The following is a 14,405-nucleotide window of genomic DNA, read 5'->3' on the forward strand; positions in this document are numbered from 1 at the left end:
TTGCAGATTTTGACGCTGGACGAATTAGCCTTGCAATCATGGCAGCAGCAGGCAAGGTATTTGCAGCCAGGCTTGCCGGCCTGGTTGTACTCGGCCCGGACGGCGAATCGATAGGTCGTGTGCGCGACGTCGTCATCACGGTCCGCATCGGACGCCAGCAACCGCGAGTTCTCGGCCTGGTGATCGAAATGTTCACGCGCAAACGCATTTTCGTCCCCATGTTGCGAGTAACGGCTATCGAGCCGAGTGCGGTCACCCTGACCACGGGCAACGTCAGTCTGCGGCGCTTCAACCAGCGTCCGGGCGAGGTTCTCGCTCTGGCGCAGGTACTCGATTCGCATGTGCGCGTGGACGACCCGGAACTCGAAGAGCTTCACGGCGCCGACACGATAGTCGTCGACCTCGGGATCGAATCGACGCGAACCCGCGACTGGGTCGTCTCGAAGGTCGCAGTTCGCGGCCATCGAGGACGCCTCGGTCGACGCGCGGCGATTCACGTCGTCGACTGGCAGCACGTCGCCGGCCTCACCCAGAGCGACCTCTCGCTCCCCGGCCAGGGCGTCGCTCACCTTCTTCTGCAGTACGAAGGGATGCGACCCGCCGACGTGGCCAACGCCATGCGCGAACTGCCGGAGAAGCGCCGCCACGAACTGGCCGTGGCACTCGACGACGAACGCCTCGCCGACGTCGTCCAGGAACTGCCTGCGGACGATCAGACCGATTTGCTGATGCACCTGGAAGTCGAACGTGCCGCCGATCTACTCGAGGCAATGGATCCCGACGACGCGGCCGACCTGCTGGGCGAGCTGCCCGAGACCGAAGCCGAATCATTACTGCAGTTGATGGACCCGCAGGATTCCGAGCCTGTTCGACGCCTGCTCGAACACTCCCCGGATACCGCCGGCGGTCTGATGACGCCTGAACCGGTGGTACTGACGGCCTCGACGACCGTCGCCGAGGCTCTTGCCCGCGCCCGCAACTACGACGTCACCCCGGCCCTGTCGAGCATGGTCTTCGTCGTGCGTCCGCCGACCGCGACTCCGACCGGACGTTATCTCGGCTGCGTCCACTTGCAGAAACTTCTGCGCGAGCCTCCAGCCAGCCTGGTGGGAGGACTTCTCGACACCGACATGCCCCGGTTGGCCCCGGACGACTCGCTGGCGTCGGTCACCCGATATTTCGCGACCTACAACTTGGTGTGCGGGCCGGTCGTGGACGACGAGAACCACCTGATCGGGGCCGTGACGGTCGACGACGTGCTCGATCACCTCCTGCCGGAAGACTGGCGTGAGGATTACTCCGACGACGAGGAACTACTCCGATGAGCGAACGGGCGTCGAGCACGACCGCACGGCAACGACTGGAAACGCCTCGCGGAAGCCGCCGGTTCAATCTCGATTTCGACGTCGAAGCTGTCGGACGCGTCAGCGAACGCATCGCCCGCTTCCTCGGAACCGGGCGATATCTCGCAATCCAGACGATCATCGTGATCGTCTGGATCCTGATCAACGTCTTCGCGGTGGCTCTGCAGTGGGACCCGTACCCGTTCATCCTGCTCAACCTGGCCTTCTCCACCCAGGCCGCCTACGCGGCGCCGCTGATCCTCCTGGCACAGAACCGTCAGGAGAATCGCGACCGGGTCTCGCTCGAGGAGGATCGCTCGCGCGCCGAGCAAACCAAGGCGGATACCGAATTCCTTGCCCGTGAACTCGCAGCTCTGCGCATCGCCGTCGGCGAGGTTGCCACCCGTGATTACCTGCGACGGGAACTTGAAGAGATCAAGTCGATCCTTGCTGCCGACGGCGAACCGACCCCGAAGAAGAAGCACCGTGACTCGAATACTGCGAAACAAAGTCACAACTAGCTGAGCGTTCGCTGAGTTTTGCTGCACGCACCGTGACCGATATGTAACGTGAGTCACAGCAATATGGATATCACGGTGGGTACTCCGGAGCGGGAGCGCCAGCAAAGGGGAATCGTGCGAGTACGCGGAATGATTGCAGCATCCACACTGGTGGGGGGACTGCTCGTCGTAACAGGTCCAGCGGCCCTCACTGCCGGAAGCGCACCGACCGGAGGGTCACAGGTTCCCATCGCGCTGGCGGGCGCCGCCTCGATTGCGCAGCCGGACTCTGTCGACTTCCTCCCGACGCCCCGCACGGTCCGAACGCAAAGATCTGCCCCGCCCAGCGATACGGTCGCCGGCGCCCCGGCAGCGCCTAACGCGGCGGCTGTCGTCCTCACTTCTCTGGGTATCCCCGAGATCGTCCTGAACGCGTACCGCTCCGCGGAGCTGGTGATGATGACCGAGGCACCGGGATGCGGAATCCCCTGGCATCTCCTGGCCGGCATCGGCCGCATCGAATCCGGTCACGCCAACGGCGGCAAGACGACATCGGTGGGAACAACGGTGACCCCGATCCTCGGCCCCGTCCTCGACGGACGGCTGGCAGGCAACGAAGTCATTCGCGACACCGACAAGGGCGCGATCGACGGCGACCCCACTCACGACCGCGCCGTCGGACCGATGCAGTTCATTCCGGCCACCTGGGCCGGATATGCCAGCGACGGTAACGGGGACGGAATCAAGGACCCCAACAACGTCTTCGATGCGGCACTCTCGGCAGCGAAGTACCTCTGCAGCGGCGGACTCAACCTGCGCGATGTCGCCCAGGAGACCAAAGCTGTTCTGCGATACAACAACTCGGCCGCGTACGCGGCAAACGTGATCATGTGGTCTACGGCCTACAAGAACGGCGTCATTCCTTCCGGTCAGCTGCCGTACACCTCGGGCATCAACACCGGCAGCTCGGCGATCAACGCCGCCGCCTCTGCAGATTCCGCCGCTTCGGCCGTACTCGCCGCTGCTGCGGCTACCGATCCGGCGGCCGGCGACAAGGAATCAGCGTCGACGTCGGCAACCCCGACCACCACTCCCCTCTTCCCGGGCCTGCCGGACATGCCTGCGCTCTCACCCGAGATCCAGGCACTGATCCCGCCGGGCGTAGTGCCGAACAGCCCGACTCCCGGACCCGACGCCGCCCGGAACGCAGCTCCCGGTCCGATCATCCCGCTCCCCGTCCTGACCTCACGGGGTCTCGTCTGGCCGATTCTGACGGCCGAGGGATGGCGCTGGCCCGACGATATGTGCGTGATCCTTCCGGACCCCGCAGCCCTCGATGCCTTGCAGGACGGCATCCTTCTGCCGTGCACTGTCCCAGGCATGGCTGTGGCCGCCACGGCACCCTCAACCGCCGATGCCGCGCCCGCGGAATCCTCGCCGCCCGCCGCCTCCTCGCCGGAGCCTGCACCGGCACCGGCTCCCGCACCGGAGCCCGCTCCGGCCCCTGCGCCGGCATTCGTGCCGTTCTTCCCGGGCCTGCCCGGCATGCCCGCTCTGTAACCAAAAAATCACGAAAGAACAGTGCATATGCCCCAAACTGCCCTTCTAGATCACGGTTGAATAACGGAAACGCAACAAATCAGGTAGCCTCGACTCCGTCAGTTGAACGGAAAACCTCCTCACGGAGGTTCAGGAGGCATACACAGTGGGTCGGCACAGCAAGAAGACAGATTCGCACATCCGTCGAAATTCGGTCATCGCGCTCACCGGACTCATCCCTATCGGACTCGTCACCGCAGCCAACACGGCCGGCGCCGCCCCCAAGGTCCCGTTCTTCAACACCAGCTCCGCCGAGACGGTCGACGCTGCGCAGGCCACGCAGGAACCGCAGGCGCAGATCCTGCCCGCTGTCGAAGCTATCGCCGAGCCCGCTCCCGCCGCAGCGCCGGAGCCCGCGCCGTTGGCTCCCGTGCAAGCGACTCCCCCGCTCCCCGCCTCCATGGCCGAGGGCGCACTCGGAATCCCGAGCGTTAGCGTCGCCGCGTACCAGAACGCCGAGCGGATCCTCGCCGTCGAAAAGCCCAACTGCAACATGCACTGGACGCTCCTCGCCGGTATCGGTCGCGTCGAATCCGGTCACGCCAACGACGGTAAGGACGCCGACGCGAACGGCAACCTCTACAAGCCCGTGATCGGTCTGCCGCTCAACGGCAGCCTGCCCGGTCAGGCCGTCATCATGGACACCGACGGCGGCGCCCTCGACGGCGACACCGTCTACGACCGTGCAGTCGGCCCGATGCAGTTCATCCCGTCCACCTGGAACCAGTACGCCGGCGACGGCAACGGTGACGGAATCGCCGACCCGCAGAACCTCTTCGACTCCGCACTGACCACCGGCAAGTACCTGTGCGACGGCGGACTGAACATGCAGGACGTCACCCAGGTCGCGTCCGCGATCCACCGCTACAACAACTCCGCGGCCTATGTCGCCAACGTTCTGGCCTGGTCGCTCGGGTACTCGACCGGCATCGTCCCCGCCGCATCGGACCTGCCGCGCATCCACTGACCTACCTGGACTTACCATGGAGTCATGTCTGTACTGACCGAGTCCGACGTTCGCTCAGCGCTCGCGCGAGTTCTGGACCCAGAGATCCGCAAACCCATCACCGAACTGGGGATGGTCAAGGGGATCACTCTCTCCAGTGACAACAGCGTCGACATCGGCATCTATCTCACGACCGCCGGTTGCCCGATGCGCACCGAGATCACCGAACGCGTCACCAAGGCCGTCGCCGATGTCGCCGGAGTCGGCGCGATCCGCGTCGAACTCGACGTCATGGACGATGCTCAACGAACCGAGCTCCGCAAGTCGCTTCGCGGCGATTCCGCCGAGCCGGTCATCCCCTTCGCCCAGCCGGGTTCACTCACCCGCGTCTACGCCGTTGCCTCCGGCAAGGGTGGCGTCGGAAAGTCCAGTGTGACAGTCAATCTCGCGGCGGCCATGGCCGCGCGCGGACTGTCCGTGGGTGTGCTCGACGCGGATATCTACGGCCACTCGATCCCACGCATGCTCGGCACCGACGCCAAGCCGACTCAGGTCGAGCGCATGATCATGCCGCCCGTCGCCCACGACGTGAAGATGATCTCCATCGCGCAGTTCACCCAGGGCAACACTCCCGTCGTCTGGCGCGGACCGATGCTGCACCGCGCGCTCCAGCAATTCCTAGCCGACGTGTTCTGGGGCGATCTGGACGTGCTGCTGCTCGATCTGCCGCCCGGCACCGGTGACATCGCCATCTCAGTGGCTCAGCTCATCCCGAGCGCAGAGATCCTGGTCGTCACCACACCGCAGCAGGCTGCCGCAGAGGTCGCCGAGCGCGCGGGCGCCATCGCCCTGCAGACCCGTCAACGTGTGGCGGGCGTTGTCGAGAACATGTCGTGGCTCGAACTTCCCGACGGCACTCGTATGGACATCTTCGGTGAAGGCGGCGGGCAGACGGTCTCCGATCGCCTCACGAAGGCCGTCGGCGCCAAGGTTCCGCTTCTCGGACAGATCCCGCTGGATCCGTCCGTCCGTGAGGCAGGCGACGCCGGGACACCGATCGTCCTCAGCGCCCCCGACTCACCCGCCGCCATCGCACTCAAGGACATCGCCGACAAGTTGGCCGTCCGTCAGCGCGGGCTGGCCGGAATGTCGCTCGGTATCAACACGGTTCGCAACCTCTAGAACCCCTCATACGAAAGGGCGCCTGTCACCGATCGGTGGCAGGCGCCCTTTCGTATGTCGAATCTAGGTTGCGTCGAAGTCCACGGGAGGACGTTCGCCGGCAGTGAGTGGCTTGTCCTTCGACAGCGTCTTCGGTTCCTGCACGCCACTCTGCGGCTTCTTGTCGAAGTTACCCGTGAAGATGGAGTCGTCACCGTCGAGGAGGTGCTGGGTGATCACAGCGCGCGGCGTCATTCCGCGCAGCTTGTTCAGATCTGCGAGTGGTTTACGCAGATCCTCGAAGTCGGTGCCCAGTTCTTCCTTGAGCTGATTGGAAGCGCCCGAAGCATATTCGCGCACCTGCCTCAGGGATTTCGTGACCCAGGAGACCGCACCAGGAAGCCGCTCAGGTCCCAAGATGACCAGAGCCGCTACGAGGAGGATCATGAACTCGCCCCAACCGATGTTGCCAAACACAGGGTCAGCCTACTGTGTGCTTGCTCGGTGCGCGCATGTCCGGATCAACCTCACAGGAAGATCGCAGAGCCCGATCAGTCCGACACCGGCGTGACCGAAATGTCGACCTGCCGTCCGTCGCGGATCAACTGAACGTCGACAGGCTGATCGACGGTCGTCGCGTTGACCGCAACCACCAGTTCGTCAGCGCTTGTCACCGGTCGGTCACCGACCTTGACGATGACGTCACCCTCGACGATCCCCGCACGTTGAGCGGGGCTGCCGTCGCGGACGTTGGCCACGGCAGCGCCGCTGGTCGCGTCGTTGACTGCGGTGCGGGCATTCACGCCGATGTCGGGGTGATGGACCTTGCCGTCGCGGATGATGGTCTGCGCCACCTCGGTGACCGTGTCGATCGGGATCGCGAAGCCGAGCCCGACCGAACCACCGGACTCACTGAGCATTGCCGTGTTGATACCGATGACGCGGGCTTCGTCGTCGACGAGCGCACCACCGGAGTTGCCGTGATTGATCGCCGCGTCGGTCTGGACGGCGTCGATGACGGCGTTGGTGTCGGTGCCTTCACCCGACAACCGCAGAGGCCGATTCAGCGCACTGACGATTCCGCGAGTGACGGTTTTGCTCAACCCAAGTGGTGAGCCGACGGCGACGACGTCGTCGCCCACCTGAACATCCTCAGATTTTCCGAGCTGAGCGACCGTCAGATTGTTGGCCGACACCTTGAGCACCGCGAGGTCTGTCTTGACGTCACGGCCGACGATCTGGGCGTCGGTCTTGGTTCCGTCGGAGAAGATCACCTGGATCTTCGCGTCCTGCGCGGGCGGAACGGCAGAGGAGATCACGTGGTTGTTGGTGACGATGTATCCCTTGTCCGAGATGACCACGCCGGATCCGGTACTTCCCTGGTCGCCGACGGCAACCTGAATCGACACCACGGAAGGCAGCACCGCGTCGGCGACCTTCGCCACCTGCGACTCCGGTTGTTCGCCGCCGCCGGATTGGACGAGGGTGACGCGTGAGCTGGTGAGTGAACTGCGATCGGCAGTGATGACCGTGGCTAACAAGCCGCCGACGAGCGCGATGACGAGCGCCATCCCGGCAAGTGCGGCCAGCGCCGAGGGAGCGACCTTGCGACCGAACAACACCTCACGCACATCGAGCTTCTGGGCGGGCTGCAACTGCACCGGCGCCTCGGACTCTGCGGGATTGCCCAGGGAGACGGCGGATTCCGGATCACGCCACGGATCGCTCGGCGGCTCTTCTTCGGGCGCGTTGTTCGCCGACGCCTCGGGATCGCGGCCGATCGACTCGGTGGCGTCTGCGGGTCGACCGAATGCTTCGGCCAGAACCGGGTCCGGAGCGCTGATCACGACGTCGGAGGACGGGGTCGATCGCGCGGCCACCGGAGTGAACGAGCCTTCGACTCCACTCGGCCGACCGAACACCTGGCGCGAGGCCGGATCGATCTGGGGTCGGTACACCGGGCGGGGGTCGAGTACCGGCGCATCTGCCGGTCTGTCCACCGAACCGTTTGCCGAAGAATCCGAACTCACTCCGGAGTGCCCCCTTTTTCCGTCAGTCACATCGTCCAGTATCACTGATCCGCGCCAGGAAGCAGGCGCGCGGCGTCATTTGCGCCAGCGACGGGAAAACCTCTTGCTGATGGTGGAGAAGCCCGCGGGCTGATTACCGACGGAACTGTCGGCGTTTTCCGAATTGGGTCCGGTAGTCGGACTGTTGCACGAGGGAATCTGGCTGAGAAGTCCCACCAGGGACAACGGCATCGTCATCTCGCCGCTTCGACGCAGCGCACCACGCGCCTGCTGCTGAGCATCGACGGCTGCAGCGCACTCGGCGCAGATCGAGATGTGATGGGAGGCCCTCAGGTAGGCCTGCATTCGGAGCTCTCCGTCGACGTAGGCAGCGATTGCCTCGCTGGCCAGATGTTCGGTCGAACCGAACTGGCGATGTGCCCGCGCCTCCGTCATTCGTCCCTCCAGGTGATTGACCACGTCCCGCTCTGCAGCTCGAACCCGACCGTCAGAAACCGACGAGTTCGGATTCGGCCGCGCGCTGCGCTGCCAGATGATCACGAATCGCCTGTCGCCCACGATGGATACGGCTACGAACCGTTCCGAGCTTCACTCCCAGTGTGGCACCGATTTCCTCGTACGACAGACCTTCGATGTCACAGAGCACGACAGCGGCACGAAATTCAGGTGCAAGTGAGTCCAGTGCGGCCTGCAGACCTGCGTCGAGGCGCGCGTCGTGGTAGATCTGCTCGGGGTCGGGACCGGGTGAGGGAACGCGGTCGTAGTCCTCGGGCAGCGCTTCCATACGGATGCGGTTGCGTCGGCGAACCATGTCGAGGAACAGGTTTGTGGTGATGCGGTGCAACCAGCCCTCGAACGTTCCGGGCTGATAATCGGAGAGCGAGCGGAACACCCGGATGAAGGTGTCCTGAGTCAAGTCCTCGGCGTCCTGGGCATCGCCTGACAGTCGGTAGGCCAGGCGGTACACCCGGTCACCGTGCTGACGCACGAGTTCGTCCCAAGACGGCATGGAGGACTTCTCACCAGTTGCATCGAACACAGCTGTGCCGATCAATTCGGAATCCACAGCCGATTCCGTCGTCAAAACTTCCGACTCTCGAGGGCGAGGCTCGTCGTTGACCTGGTAAATAAGTTGATCCTCCTGCTCGGGATCGCGTAGTTCGATCACCGCGTTGTCCGAATCACGTGATGCGCGATAATCGGGAGAACCAGCCGATGCTGTGATTTGTTCCCGATCACCGAGCTGCGAAAGACCAACTTGGTAAAAATCGATACCGCCGTGCGATCTTCGATCCGGCGATGTATACACCTTTTCTCATCGCGGTGTGCACGCCATATGAGGAGCCTGAGGGATTCCTGAGAATCCTGGTGACTGCGCGCCTTGCAGCGACAATCCGAACCGCCCGATAACCTCATGAGCGTGACCCACGCCGAACAGATACTCCGCCACGTCGAGGACGTAGTTTCCGAGGACGAGATTTTGACCGCGGCGCGAGATCGAGCGCTGGATCTCGGAGCCCATCCGGTGACGCCCGCTGTCGGCGCGACGCTCGCCATGTTCGCGAGAATGCTCGACGCGAAGACAGCCGTCGAGGTGGGCACCGGAGCCGGCGTGAGCAGCCTGTGGCTTTTGCACGGCATGCGCGACGACGGCGTCCTGACCACGATCGACAGCGAACCCGAACACCAACGGGCGGCCAAGCTGACCTTCCGCGAAAGTGGAATCGCTCCGGCACGCACTCGCCTGATCAACGGACGCGCTCTCGACGTCCTTCCCCGTCTCGCCGACGGCGGCTACGACCTGGTGTTCGTCGACTGCGCCGCGATCGACCATCCGCACTACGTCCGCGAAGGTGTCCGCCTGCTGCGCTCCGGCGGTGTCATCGTTCTGCACAACGCCCTCGCCGACGGTCGTGTTGCCGACAGTTCCGCTCGCGATGCGACGACTGTTGCGGTCCGGGAAGCAGCGAAGGCCGTGACCGAGGACGAGCGACTCATTCGAGTGCTCCTCCCCCTCGGCGACGGCCTCCTCTGCGCGAGCAAGCTTTAGATCCAGACGCCTTTCCCGATGGCGACGACGCCACCCTGACTGATGGCGAACCGTTCGCGGTCACGTTCGAGGTCGACGCCGATGATTTCGCCGTCACCGACCACGACGTTCTTGTCGAGGATCGCGCGCCGTACGACGGCACCCTTGCCGATGCGCACACCCGGCATCAGCACGCTGCCCTCGACGGTCGCGCCGTCCTCGATCATCACGTTGGAGCTGAGTACCGAATTACGGACCGTTGCCGCGGACAGGATCGACCCCGCACCGACCACCGATTCCTGGGCGAGTCCGCCCTTCACGAACTTGGCAGGTGCGAGGTTCTCGGTGGCGCCGCGGATGGGCCAGCGACGGTTGTAGAGATTGAAGATGGGATGCACGGACACGAGGTCCATGTGAGCGTCGTAGAAGGCGTCGAGGGTACCGACGTCGCGCCAGTAACCGCGGTCTCGATCGGTGGCGCCGGGAACGACGTTGTCCTTGAAGTCGTAGACCGACGCCTCCCCCGCGGCGACCAAGGCGGGAATGATGTCGCCGCCCATGTCGTGGTCGGAGTCGGAGTTCTCCGAATCCGCGCGGATGGCGTCCACGAGCACCTTGGTGGTGAACACATAGTTACCCATGGACGCGAACGTCGAGTTGGGGTCGTCCGGTGTCCCGGGAGGATGGGCGGGCTTCTCGAGGAACTGGGTGATGCGTCCGGACTCGTCACTGTCGATGCAGCCGAAAGCAAAAGCCTCGCTTCGCGGTACACGAATACCCGCGACCGTCACCCCTGCCCCGGATTCGATGTGGTGCTGCACCATCTGTTCCGGATCCATCCGGTACACGTGGTCGGCACCGAAAACAACGATGTACTCGGGGTCCTCGTCGTAAACGAGATTGAGCGACTGCAGGATTGCGTCGGCGCTGCCGGTGTACCAGCGCGGCCCGAGCCGCTGCTGGGCCGGGACCGGAGTGATGTACTCACCCGCGAAACCGGACAACCGCCACGTCTGCGAAATGTGGCGGTCGAGTGAATGTGACTTGTATTGCGTCAACACACAAATACGCAGATATCCCGCGTTGACAAGGTTGCTCAACACGAAGTCGATAAGTCGATATGCACCTCCGAAGGGCACTGCGGGCTTCGCTCTGTCCGCGGTCAGCGGATACAAGCGTTTGCCCTCGCCCCCGGCGAGCACGATTCCAAGCACATGCGGCTGGCTTCTCACACCGCTAACCTATCCGCACTGGTGAACTCCCGCTAGCGAAGCAGCCCGAGAGGTCCGATCGTGTCCCTCTCCGAACGGGCGGGGAAAGCGCGATCGGTAGCCGGATCGACCACGGGCGGTTAGGTTTAGCGCGTGCGAGTCGCGATGATGACCAAGGAATACCCGCCGGAGATCTACGGCGGCGCAGGAGTACACGTAACCGAGCTCGTCGCTCAGATGAAGCGGTTGTGCGAGGTCGACGTGCACTGCATGGGCGCCCCGCGCGAAGGCGCGTTCGTCCACTCTCCCGACCCCGCACTCGCCGGATCCAACCCCGCCTTGACTACGCTCTCCGCTGAACTGCGGATGGCGGACGCAGCGGCAGGCGTCGACATCGTCCACTCCCACACCTGGTACACCGGACTGGCCGGGCATCTCGCCTCGGCACTCTACGACGTACCGCACATCCTCACTGCCCACTCACTCGAGCCCAGACGCCCGTGGAAGGCCGAGCAGCTAGGTGGTGGCTATCGGATCTCGTCGTGGTCCGAACGCAACGCCGTCGAGCATGCAGACGCGATCATCGCCGTCAGTTCCGGAATGCGACTCGACGTCCTCGACGCGTATCCCGCTGTCGATCCGAGCCGCGTGCACGTGGTGCGCAACGGAATCGATACCGCGGTATGGCATCCCGGCGGATCTGCGACGCGAGCGCCGTCCGCGCTCGCGTCGATCGGCGTCGATCCAGCCGAACCCATCGTGGCCTTTGTCGGACGCATCACCAGGCAGAAGGGAGTTGGTCACCTCGTCGCGGCGGCACACCACTTCGACCCGGAGATTCAACTCGTGCTGTGTGCCGGCGCTCCCGATACACTGGAGATCGCCGCCGAGACGGAGAAGGCGGTGGCCGAACTGGCCAAGCATCGAGGCAACGTCTTCTGGGTGCGCGAAATGCTCCCGACCGAACAGATTAGGGAAATACTCTCGGCAGCAACGGTATTCGTCTGCCCTTCGGTGTACGAGCCCCTCGGGATCGTCAATCTCGAGGCGATGGCATGCGAGACCGCCGTGGTCGCTTCCGATGTCGGCGGTATCCCCGAGGTGGTCGCCGACGGCGTCACCGGGCGACTCGTGCATTACAACGCCTACGAGCCGAACGCATTCGAGGAGTCACTCGCGGCCACCGTCAATGCCGTTGTCGCCGACCGAGAAGGCGCCGAAGCGATGGGTCGTGCGGGCAGAATCCGTGCGATCGACGAGTTCTCCTGGGCCGAAATCGCCAAACAGACGATCGAGGTCTACGCGGATGCCGTCACGAGACGCTGATCCAGGTCAGATTTTGCGGTAGGTCGAGATCGTCGCCGACGCGGTGACGGTGCTCGGCTGCGGCAGCTTCGCCACGGCGGCAGCAAGATCGGCGGGCGTCAGGTGTCTCGCCGACGGTCCCATACCCACCAGGTCGAGGATGTCCTGGTGTGACAACGGCATCGTGAACTCGACCTCGTCGCTGCTCACACGGTCGAAGTAGCCGGCCATCGACGACTCGAGGCGTTCTACTTTGCGATCGTCGACCCGGACCATCGCAAGGATGTCGATCAGCTCGCGCAGATGCCTGTCGGTGGGCGTCAACACCACCAGAACGCCGTCATCGGCAAGAACACGATGAGACTGCGGACCGTTGCGCGGAGCGAACACACAGAGCACGTGAGACAACGCTCCGTCGCGAATCGGTAGTGGTTGCCAGACGTCTGCGACGATCGAGCCGATTCTTTCGTGGACCTTAGCAGCTCGCCGTGCCGCGAACTTGGACACGTCCAAGGCTATTGCGCGAGAATCGGGCAGCGAATCCACCACGTGAGCAAGGTATTGGCCTGTGCCTGCACCGATTTCGACGATCCGCGCAGGATCCAACCCAGCCGTAGTCGAGCAGGCCAGGGAGACGGCATCCATCAGTGGGTCGAAATGGCCAGCGCCGAGCAGTCGTGCACGCGCCGCGATCATCTCGGCACTGTCGCCGGTGAACTTCGTGGCTCCGCCGCTGATCAGGCTCACGTAACCCTGGCGAGCCACATCGAATCGATGTCCGCGGTCGCACTCGGCGGCGCCGTCCACCAACTCCAACTCGGCAGCGCACTGCGGGCAGGACAGAAGATCGATCACGGCGGAAAGCATTGATCCGTCCTTTCTACCTGCGGTGCGCACACACTTCAGGCCCCGTACCGAAACGGATACGGAGCCTGCGTGCAATCACGTGCTGTTGTTCGTACTGCTACAACCTGGACCCGACTAGCTGGTGACGTTCGTGAGTTCCACACCGAGCGCTGCAGCTTCATCCGGGGTCAGCTCGACGACGAGGCGTCCGCCACCCTCGAGTGGAACCCGCATGACGATTCCTCGTCCCTCTTTGGTTGCTTCGAGGGGACCGTCCCCGGTCCGGGGCTTCATGGCCGCCATCCTCTGCTCCCTCCAGATCTGCGCTGCATTGCTCTGCGCCTCGACTAACGGTGCGCCCCGCCAACAATCAGCGAGGCTCGTACCCTCCATTGTTCCCTATGGATGCGGGAACCGGGAATCTGAGTCACATTTAGGGGTGTTCAGTCGACCGTCACACCTGCGTCGGAACCCAACAATCAGCCACGTGATCATCGACCATTCCGGTGGCCTGCATGAGCGCATAAGCCGTGGTAGGACCCACAAACTTGAACCCACGTCGCTTAAGTTCCTTAGCCATGGCAGTCGACTCGGGAGTGACCGCCGGAACCTCTGCAATTGATGTAAGTCGTCTGGTGCGTCGAGGCGGCGAGAACGACCAGAGTAACGAATCGAGGTCCAGATCGGGTGAATTCACGAGCACTCGGGCGTTGGAAATCGTCGCTTCGATCTTCGCGCGATTGCGGACGATCGCGGCATCGGAGAGCAATCTCTCGACATCCGCAACTCCGTACGCTGCGACCTTGTCCGGATCGAACCCGTCGAAGGCTTCGCGGAACGCCTCGCGTTTGCGCAGAATCGTGATCCAAGAAAGCCCCGATTGGAATGCTTCGAGGGCGAGCCGCTCGAACAGTTCGTCGCGGCCGTGCAGCGGACGCCCCCACTCCTCGTCGTGGTAGTCGCGGTACAGCGAGTCACCGGGCGTCTCGACCACCCAGCCGCACCGAACCAGTCCGTCTGCCATCAGCCGTGTGAATCCTTCGACTCGGACTCAGTAGCCGCCGAAGACTCAGGTGCTGCCGAATCAGGCCCCGCCGCAGATACTTCGGACTTGGACAGGCCTTCAGGCTGGATCAGAATCTCAGACTTCTCGTCACGGCCCAGTTGTGCACGCAGAGAATCGATTTCCATTCCGAGGCGATGCAGAGCCCAATCCACTTCGCTCGCCTTGTAACCCCTCAGCACCTGCTGAAAGCGCAGAGCGTCGACATCCGCTCCGGTGACGTCCTCAGCCGGGAGCACGGTCGCCGTCGTGCCCGGAGGCAGCGGCGGCAGCTCTTCCGAGCGCCCGAACACAGCGCTGGCGGCGAGAAAGAGCATCGCGCCGACCAGTGCCATGACAATCAGGTACAGGAGGATCGTCATCATGGACCGA

16 protein-coding genes are annotated in these 14,405 nt (G+C 63.8%); 7 read left to right on the forward strand and 9 right to left on the reverse strand.

What is annotated here, in order from left to right; genetic code table 11:
• The first annotated feature begins 38 nt into the window (after positions 1-38).
• From ACSW29_RS13390 to ACSW29_RS13410, 5 genes are all read left to right on the forward strand, one after another.
• Positions 39-1,325 carry a magnesium transporter MgtE N-terminal domain-containing protein gene (locus ACSW29_RS13390; protein ID WP_230817403.1) on the forward strand — a complete coding sequence of 429 codons (1,287 nt, stop codon included), beginning with the start codon at positions 39-41 and terminating at the stop codon, positions 1,323-1,325.
• Entirely contained in the window at positions 1,322-1,864 is a 543-nt protein-coding gene (locus ACSW29_RS13395) for a DUF1003 domain-containing protein (protein WP_003945067.1), read from the forward strand. Before ACSW29_RS13390 ends, ACSW29_RS13395 begins: the two co-directional genes overlap by 4 nt.
• A gap of 75 nt (positions 1,865-1,939) precedes the next feature.
• On the forward strand, positions 1,940-3,403 hold the full coding sequence (locus tag ACSW29_RS13400) for a lytic transglycosylase domain-containing protein (RefSeq protein WP_448277470.1): 1,464 nt from the start codon (positions 1,940-1,942) through the stop codon (positions 3,401-3,403).
• Between the two features lie 145 nt (positions 3,404-3,548).
• Positions 3,549-4,409: a lytic transglycosylase domain-containing protein gene (locus tag ACSW29_RS13405; protein WP_230817400.1), complete on the forward strand. Its 861-nt coding sequence runs from the start codon at positions 3,549-3,551 to the stop codon at positions 4,407-4,409.
• 24 nt (positions 4,410-4,433) lie between these two features.
• Positions 4,434-5,570, forward strand: coding sequence for an Mrp/NBP35 family ATP-binding protein (locus ACSW29_RS13410; RefSeq protein WP_230817399.1), 1,137 nt, complete (start codon positions 4,434-4,436; stop codon positions 5,568-5,570).
• Positions 5,571-5,633: 63 nt separating this feature from the next.
• Here ACSW29_RS13410 and tatB read toward each other — a convergent pair whose 3' ends face one another.
• From tatB to sigE, 4 genes are all read right to left on the reverse strand, one after another.
• A complete protein-coding gene (tatB, locus tag ACSW29_RS13415) occupies positions 5,634-6,026 on the reverse strand; it encodes a Sec-independent protein translocase protein TatB (RefSeq protein WP_003945177.1) in 393 nt (130 codons plus the stop codon).
• A 74-nt stretch (positions 6,027-6,100) separates the two neighbouring features.
• Positions 6,101-7,579 (reverse strand): S1C family serine protease, encoded by a 1,479-nt coding sequence (locus ACSW29_RS13420; protein WP_347875206.1) that lies wholly within the window; start codon positions 7,577-7,579, stop codon positions 6,101-6,103.
• A gap of 75 nt (positions 7,580-7,654) precedes the next feature.
• Complete coding sequence (locus tag ACSW29_RS13425) at positions 7,655-8,014, reverse strand: RNA polymerase subunit sigma-70 (protein WP_448277471.1); 360 nt, start codon at positions 8,012-8,014, stop codon at positions 7,655-7,657.
• 52 nt (positions 8,015-8,066) lie between these two features.
• Positions 8,067-8,663: an RNA polymerase sigma factor SigE gene (gene sigE, locus ACSW29_RS13430; RefSeq protein WP_029255812.1), complete on the reverse strand. Its 597-nt coding sequence runs from the start codon at positions 8,661-8,663 to the stop codon at positions 8,067-8,069.
• A gap of 330 nt (positions 8,664-8,993) precedes the next feature.
• Here sigE and ACSW29_RS13435 point away from each other — a divergent pair, with 330 nt between their 5' ends.
• Positions 8,994-9,629 (forward strand): O-methyltransferase, encoded by a 636-nt coding sequence (locus ACSW29_RS13435; protein ID WP_007736091.1) that lies wholly within the window; start codon positions 8,994-8,996, stop codon positions 9,627-9,629.
• On the opposite strand, the gene glgC is transcribed toward ACSW29_RS13435, so the two are convergent.
• Positions 9,626-10,840: a glucose-1-phosphate adenylyltransferase gene (gene glgC, locus ACSW29_RS13440; protein ID WP_230817397.1), complete on the reverse strand. Its 1,215-nt coding sequence runs from the start codon at positions 10,838-10,840 to the stop codon at positions 9,626-9,628. The genes ACSW29_RS13435 and glgC overlap by 4 nt on opposite strands.
• A 132-nt stretch (positions 10,841-10,972) precedes the next feature.
• On the opposite strand from glgC, the gene glgA reads away from it, so the two are divergent.
• The gene (gene glgA, locus ACSW29_RS13445) at positions 10,973-12,145 is read left to right on the forward strand and encodes a glycogen synthase (RefSeq protein ID WP_448277472.1); all 1,173 of its coding nucleotides are present in this window, start codon (positions 10,973-10,975) and stop codon (positions 12,143-12,145) included.
• Positions 12,146-12,151: 6 nt separating this feature from the next.
• Here the strand turns inward: glgA and ACSW29_RS13450 are convergent, their stop codons facing one another.
• From ACSW29_RS13450 to ACSW29_RS13465, 4 genes are all read right to left on the reverse strand, one after another.
• Positions 12,152-12,991, reverse strand: coding sequence for a putative RNA methyltransferase (locus tag ACSW29_RS13450; RefSeq protein WP_317829045.1), 840 nt, complete (start codon positions 12,989-12,991; stop codon positions 12,152-12,154).
• 114 nt (positions 12,992-13,105) lie between these two features.
• The gene (locus tag ACSW29_RS13455; protein WP_003945169.1) at positions 13,106-13,273 is read right to left on the reverse strand and encodes a DUF3117 domain-containing protein; all 168 of its coding nucleotides are present in this window, start codon (positions 13,271-13,273) and stop codon (positions 13,106-13,108) included.
• 151 nt (positions 13,274-13,424) lie between these two features.
• Positions 13,425-13,994 carry a DNA-3-methyladenine glycosylase I gene (locus tag ACSW29_RS13460; protein WP_317829046.1) on the reverse strand — a complete coding sequence of 190 codons (570 nt, stop codon included), beginning with the start codon at positions 13,992-13,994 and terminating at the stop codon, positions 13,425-13,427.
• The gene (locus ACSW29_RS13465) at positions 13,994-14,398 is read right to left on the reverse strand and encodes a DivIVA domain-containing protein (RefSeq protein ID WP_448277473.1); all 405 of its coding nucleotides are present in this window, start codon (positions 14,396-14,398) and stop codon (positions 13,994-13,996) included. The genes ACSW29_RS13460 and ACSW29_RS13465 overlap by 1 nt, the downstream gene beginning before the upstream one ends.
• Positions 14,399-14,405: the final 7 nt, after the last annotated feature.

The organism is Rhodococcus sp. GB-02 (assembly GCF_053470465.1).

Coding starts and splice junctions, on each gene's coding strand:
- ACSW29_RS13390 (WP_230817403.1), top strand. CDS start 39: ATGGCAGCAGCAGGCAAGGTATTTGCAGCCAGGCTTGCCGGCCTGGTT.
- ACSW29_RS13395 (WP_003945067.1), top strand. CDS start 1,322: ATGAGCGAACGGGCGTCGAGCACGACCGCACGGCAACGACTGGAAACG.
- ACSW29_RS13410 (WP_230817399.1), top strand. CDS start 4,434: ATGTCTGTACTGACCGAGTCCGACGTTCGCTCAGCGCTCGCGCGAGTT.
- ACSW29_RS13425 (WP_448277471.1), bottom strand. CDS start 8,014: ATGACGGAGGCGCGGGCACATCGCCAGTTCGGTTCGACCGAACATCTG.
- ACSW29_RS13435 (WP_007736091.1), top strand. CDS start 8,994: ATGAGCGTGACCCACGCCGAACAGATACTCCGCCACGTCGAGGACGTA.
- ACSW29_RS13450 (WP_317829045.1), bottom strand. CDS start 12,991: ATGCTTTCCGCCGTGATCGATCTTCTGTCCTGCCCGCAGTGCGCTGCC.
- ACSW29_RS13455 (WP_003945169.1), bottom strand. CDS start 13,273: ATGGCGGCCATGAAGCCCCGGACCGGGGACGGTCCCCTCGAAGCAACC.
- ACSW29_RS13460 (WP_317829046.1), bottom strand. CDS start 13,994: ATGGCAGACGGACTGGTTCGGTGCGGCTGGGTGGTCGAGACGCCCGGT.
- ACSW29_RS13465 (WP_448277473.1), bottom strand. CDS start 14,398: ATGATGACGATCCTCCTGTACCTGATTGTCATGGCACTGGTCGGCGCG.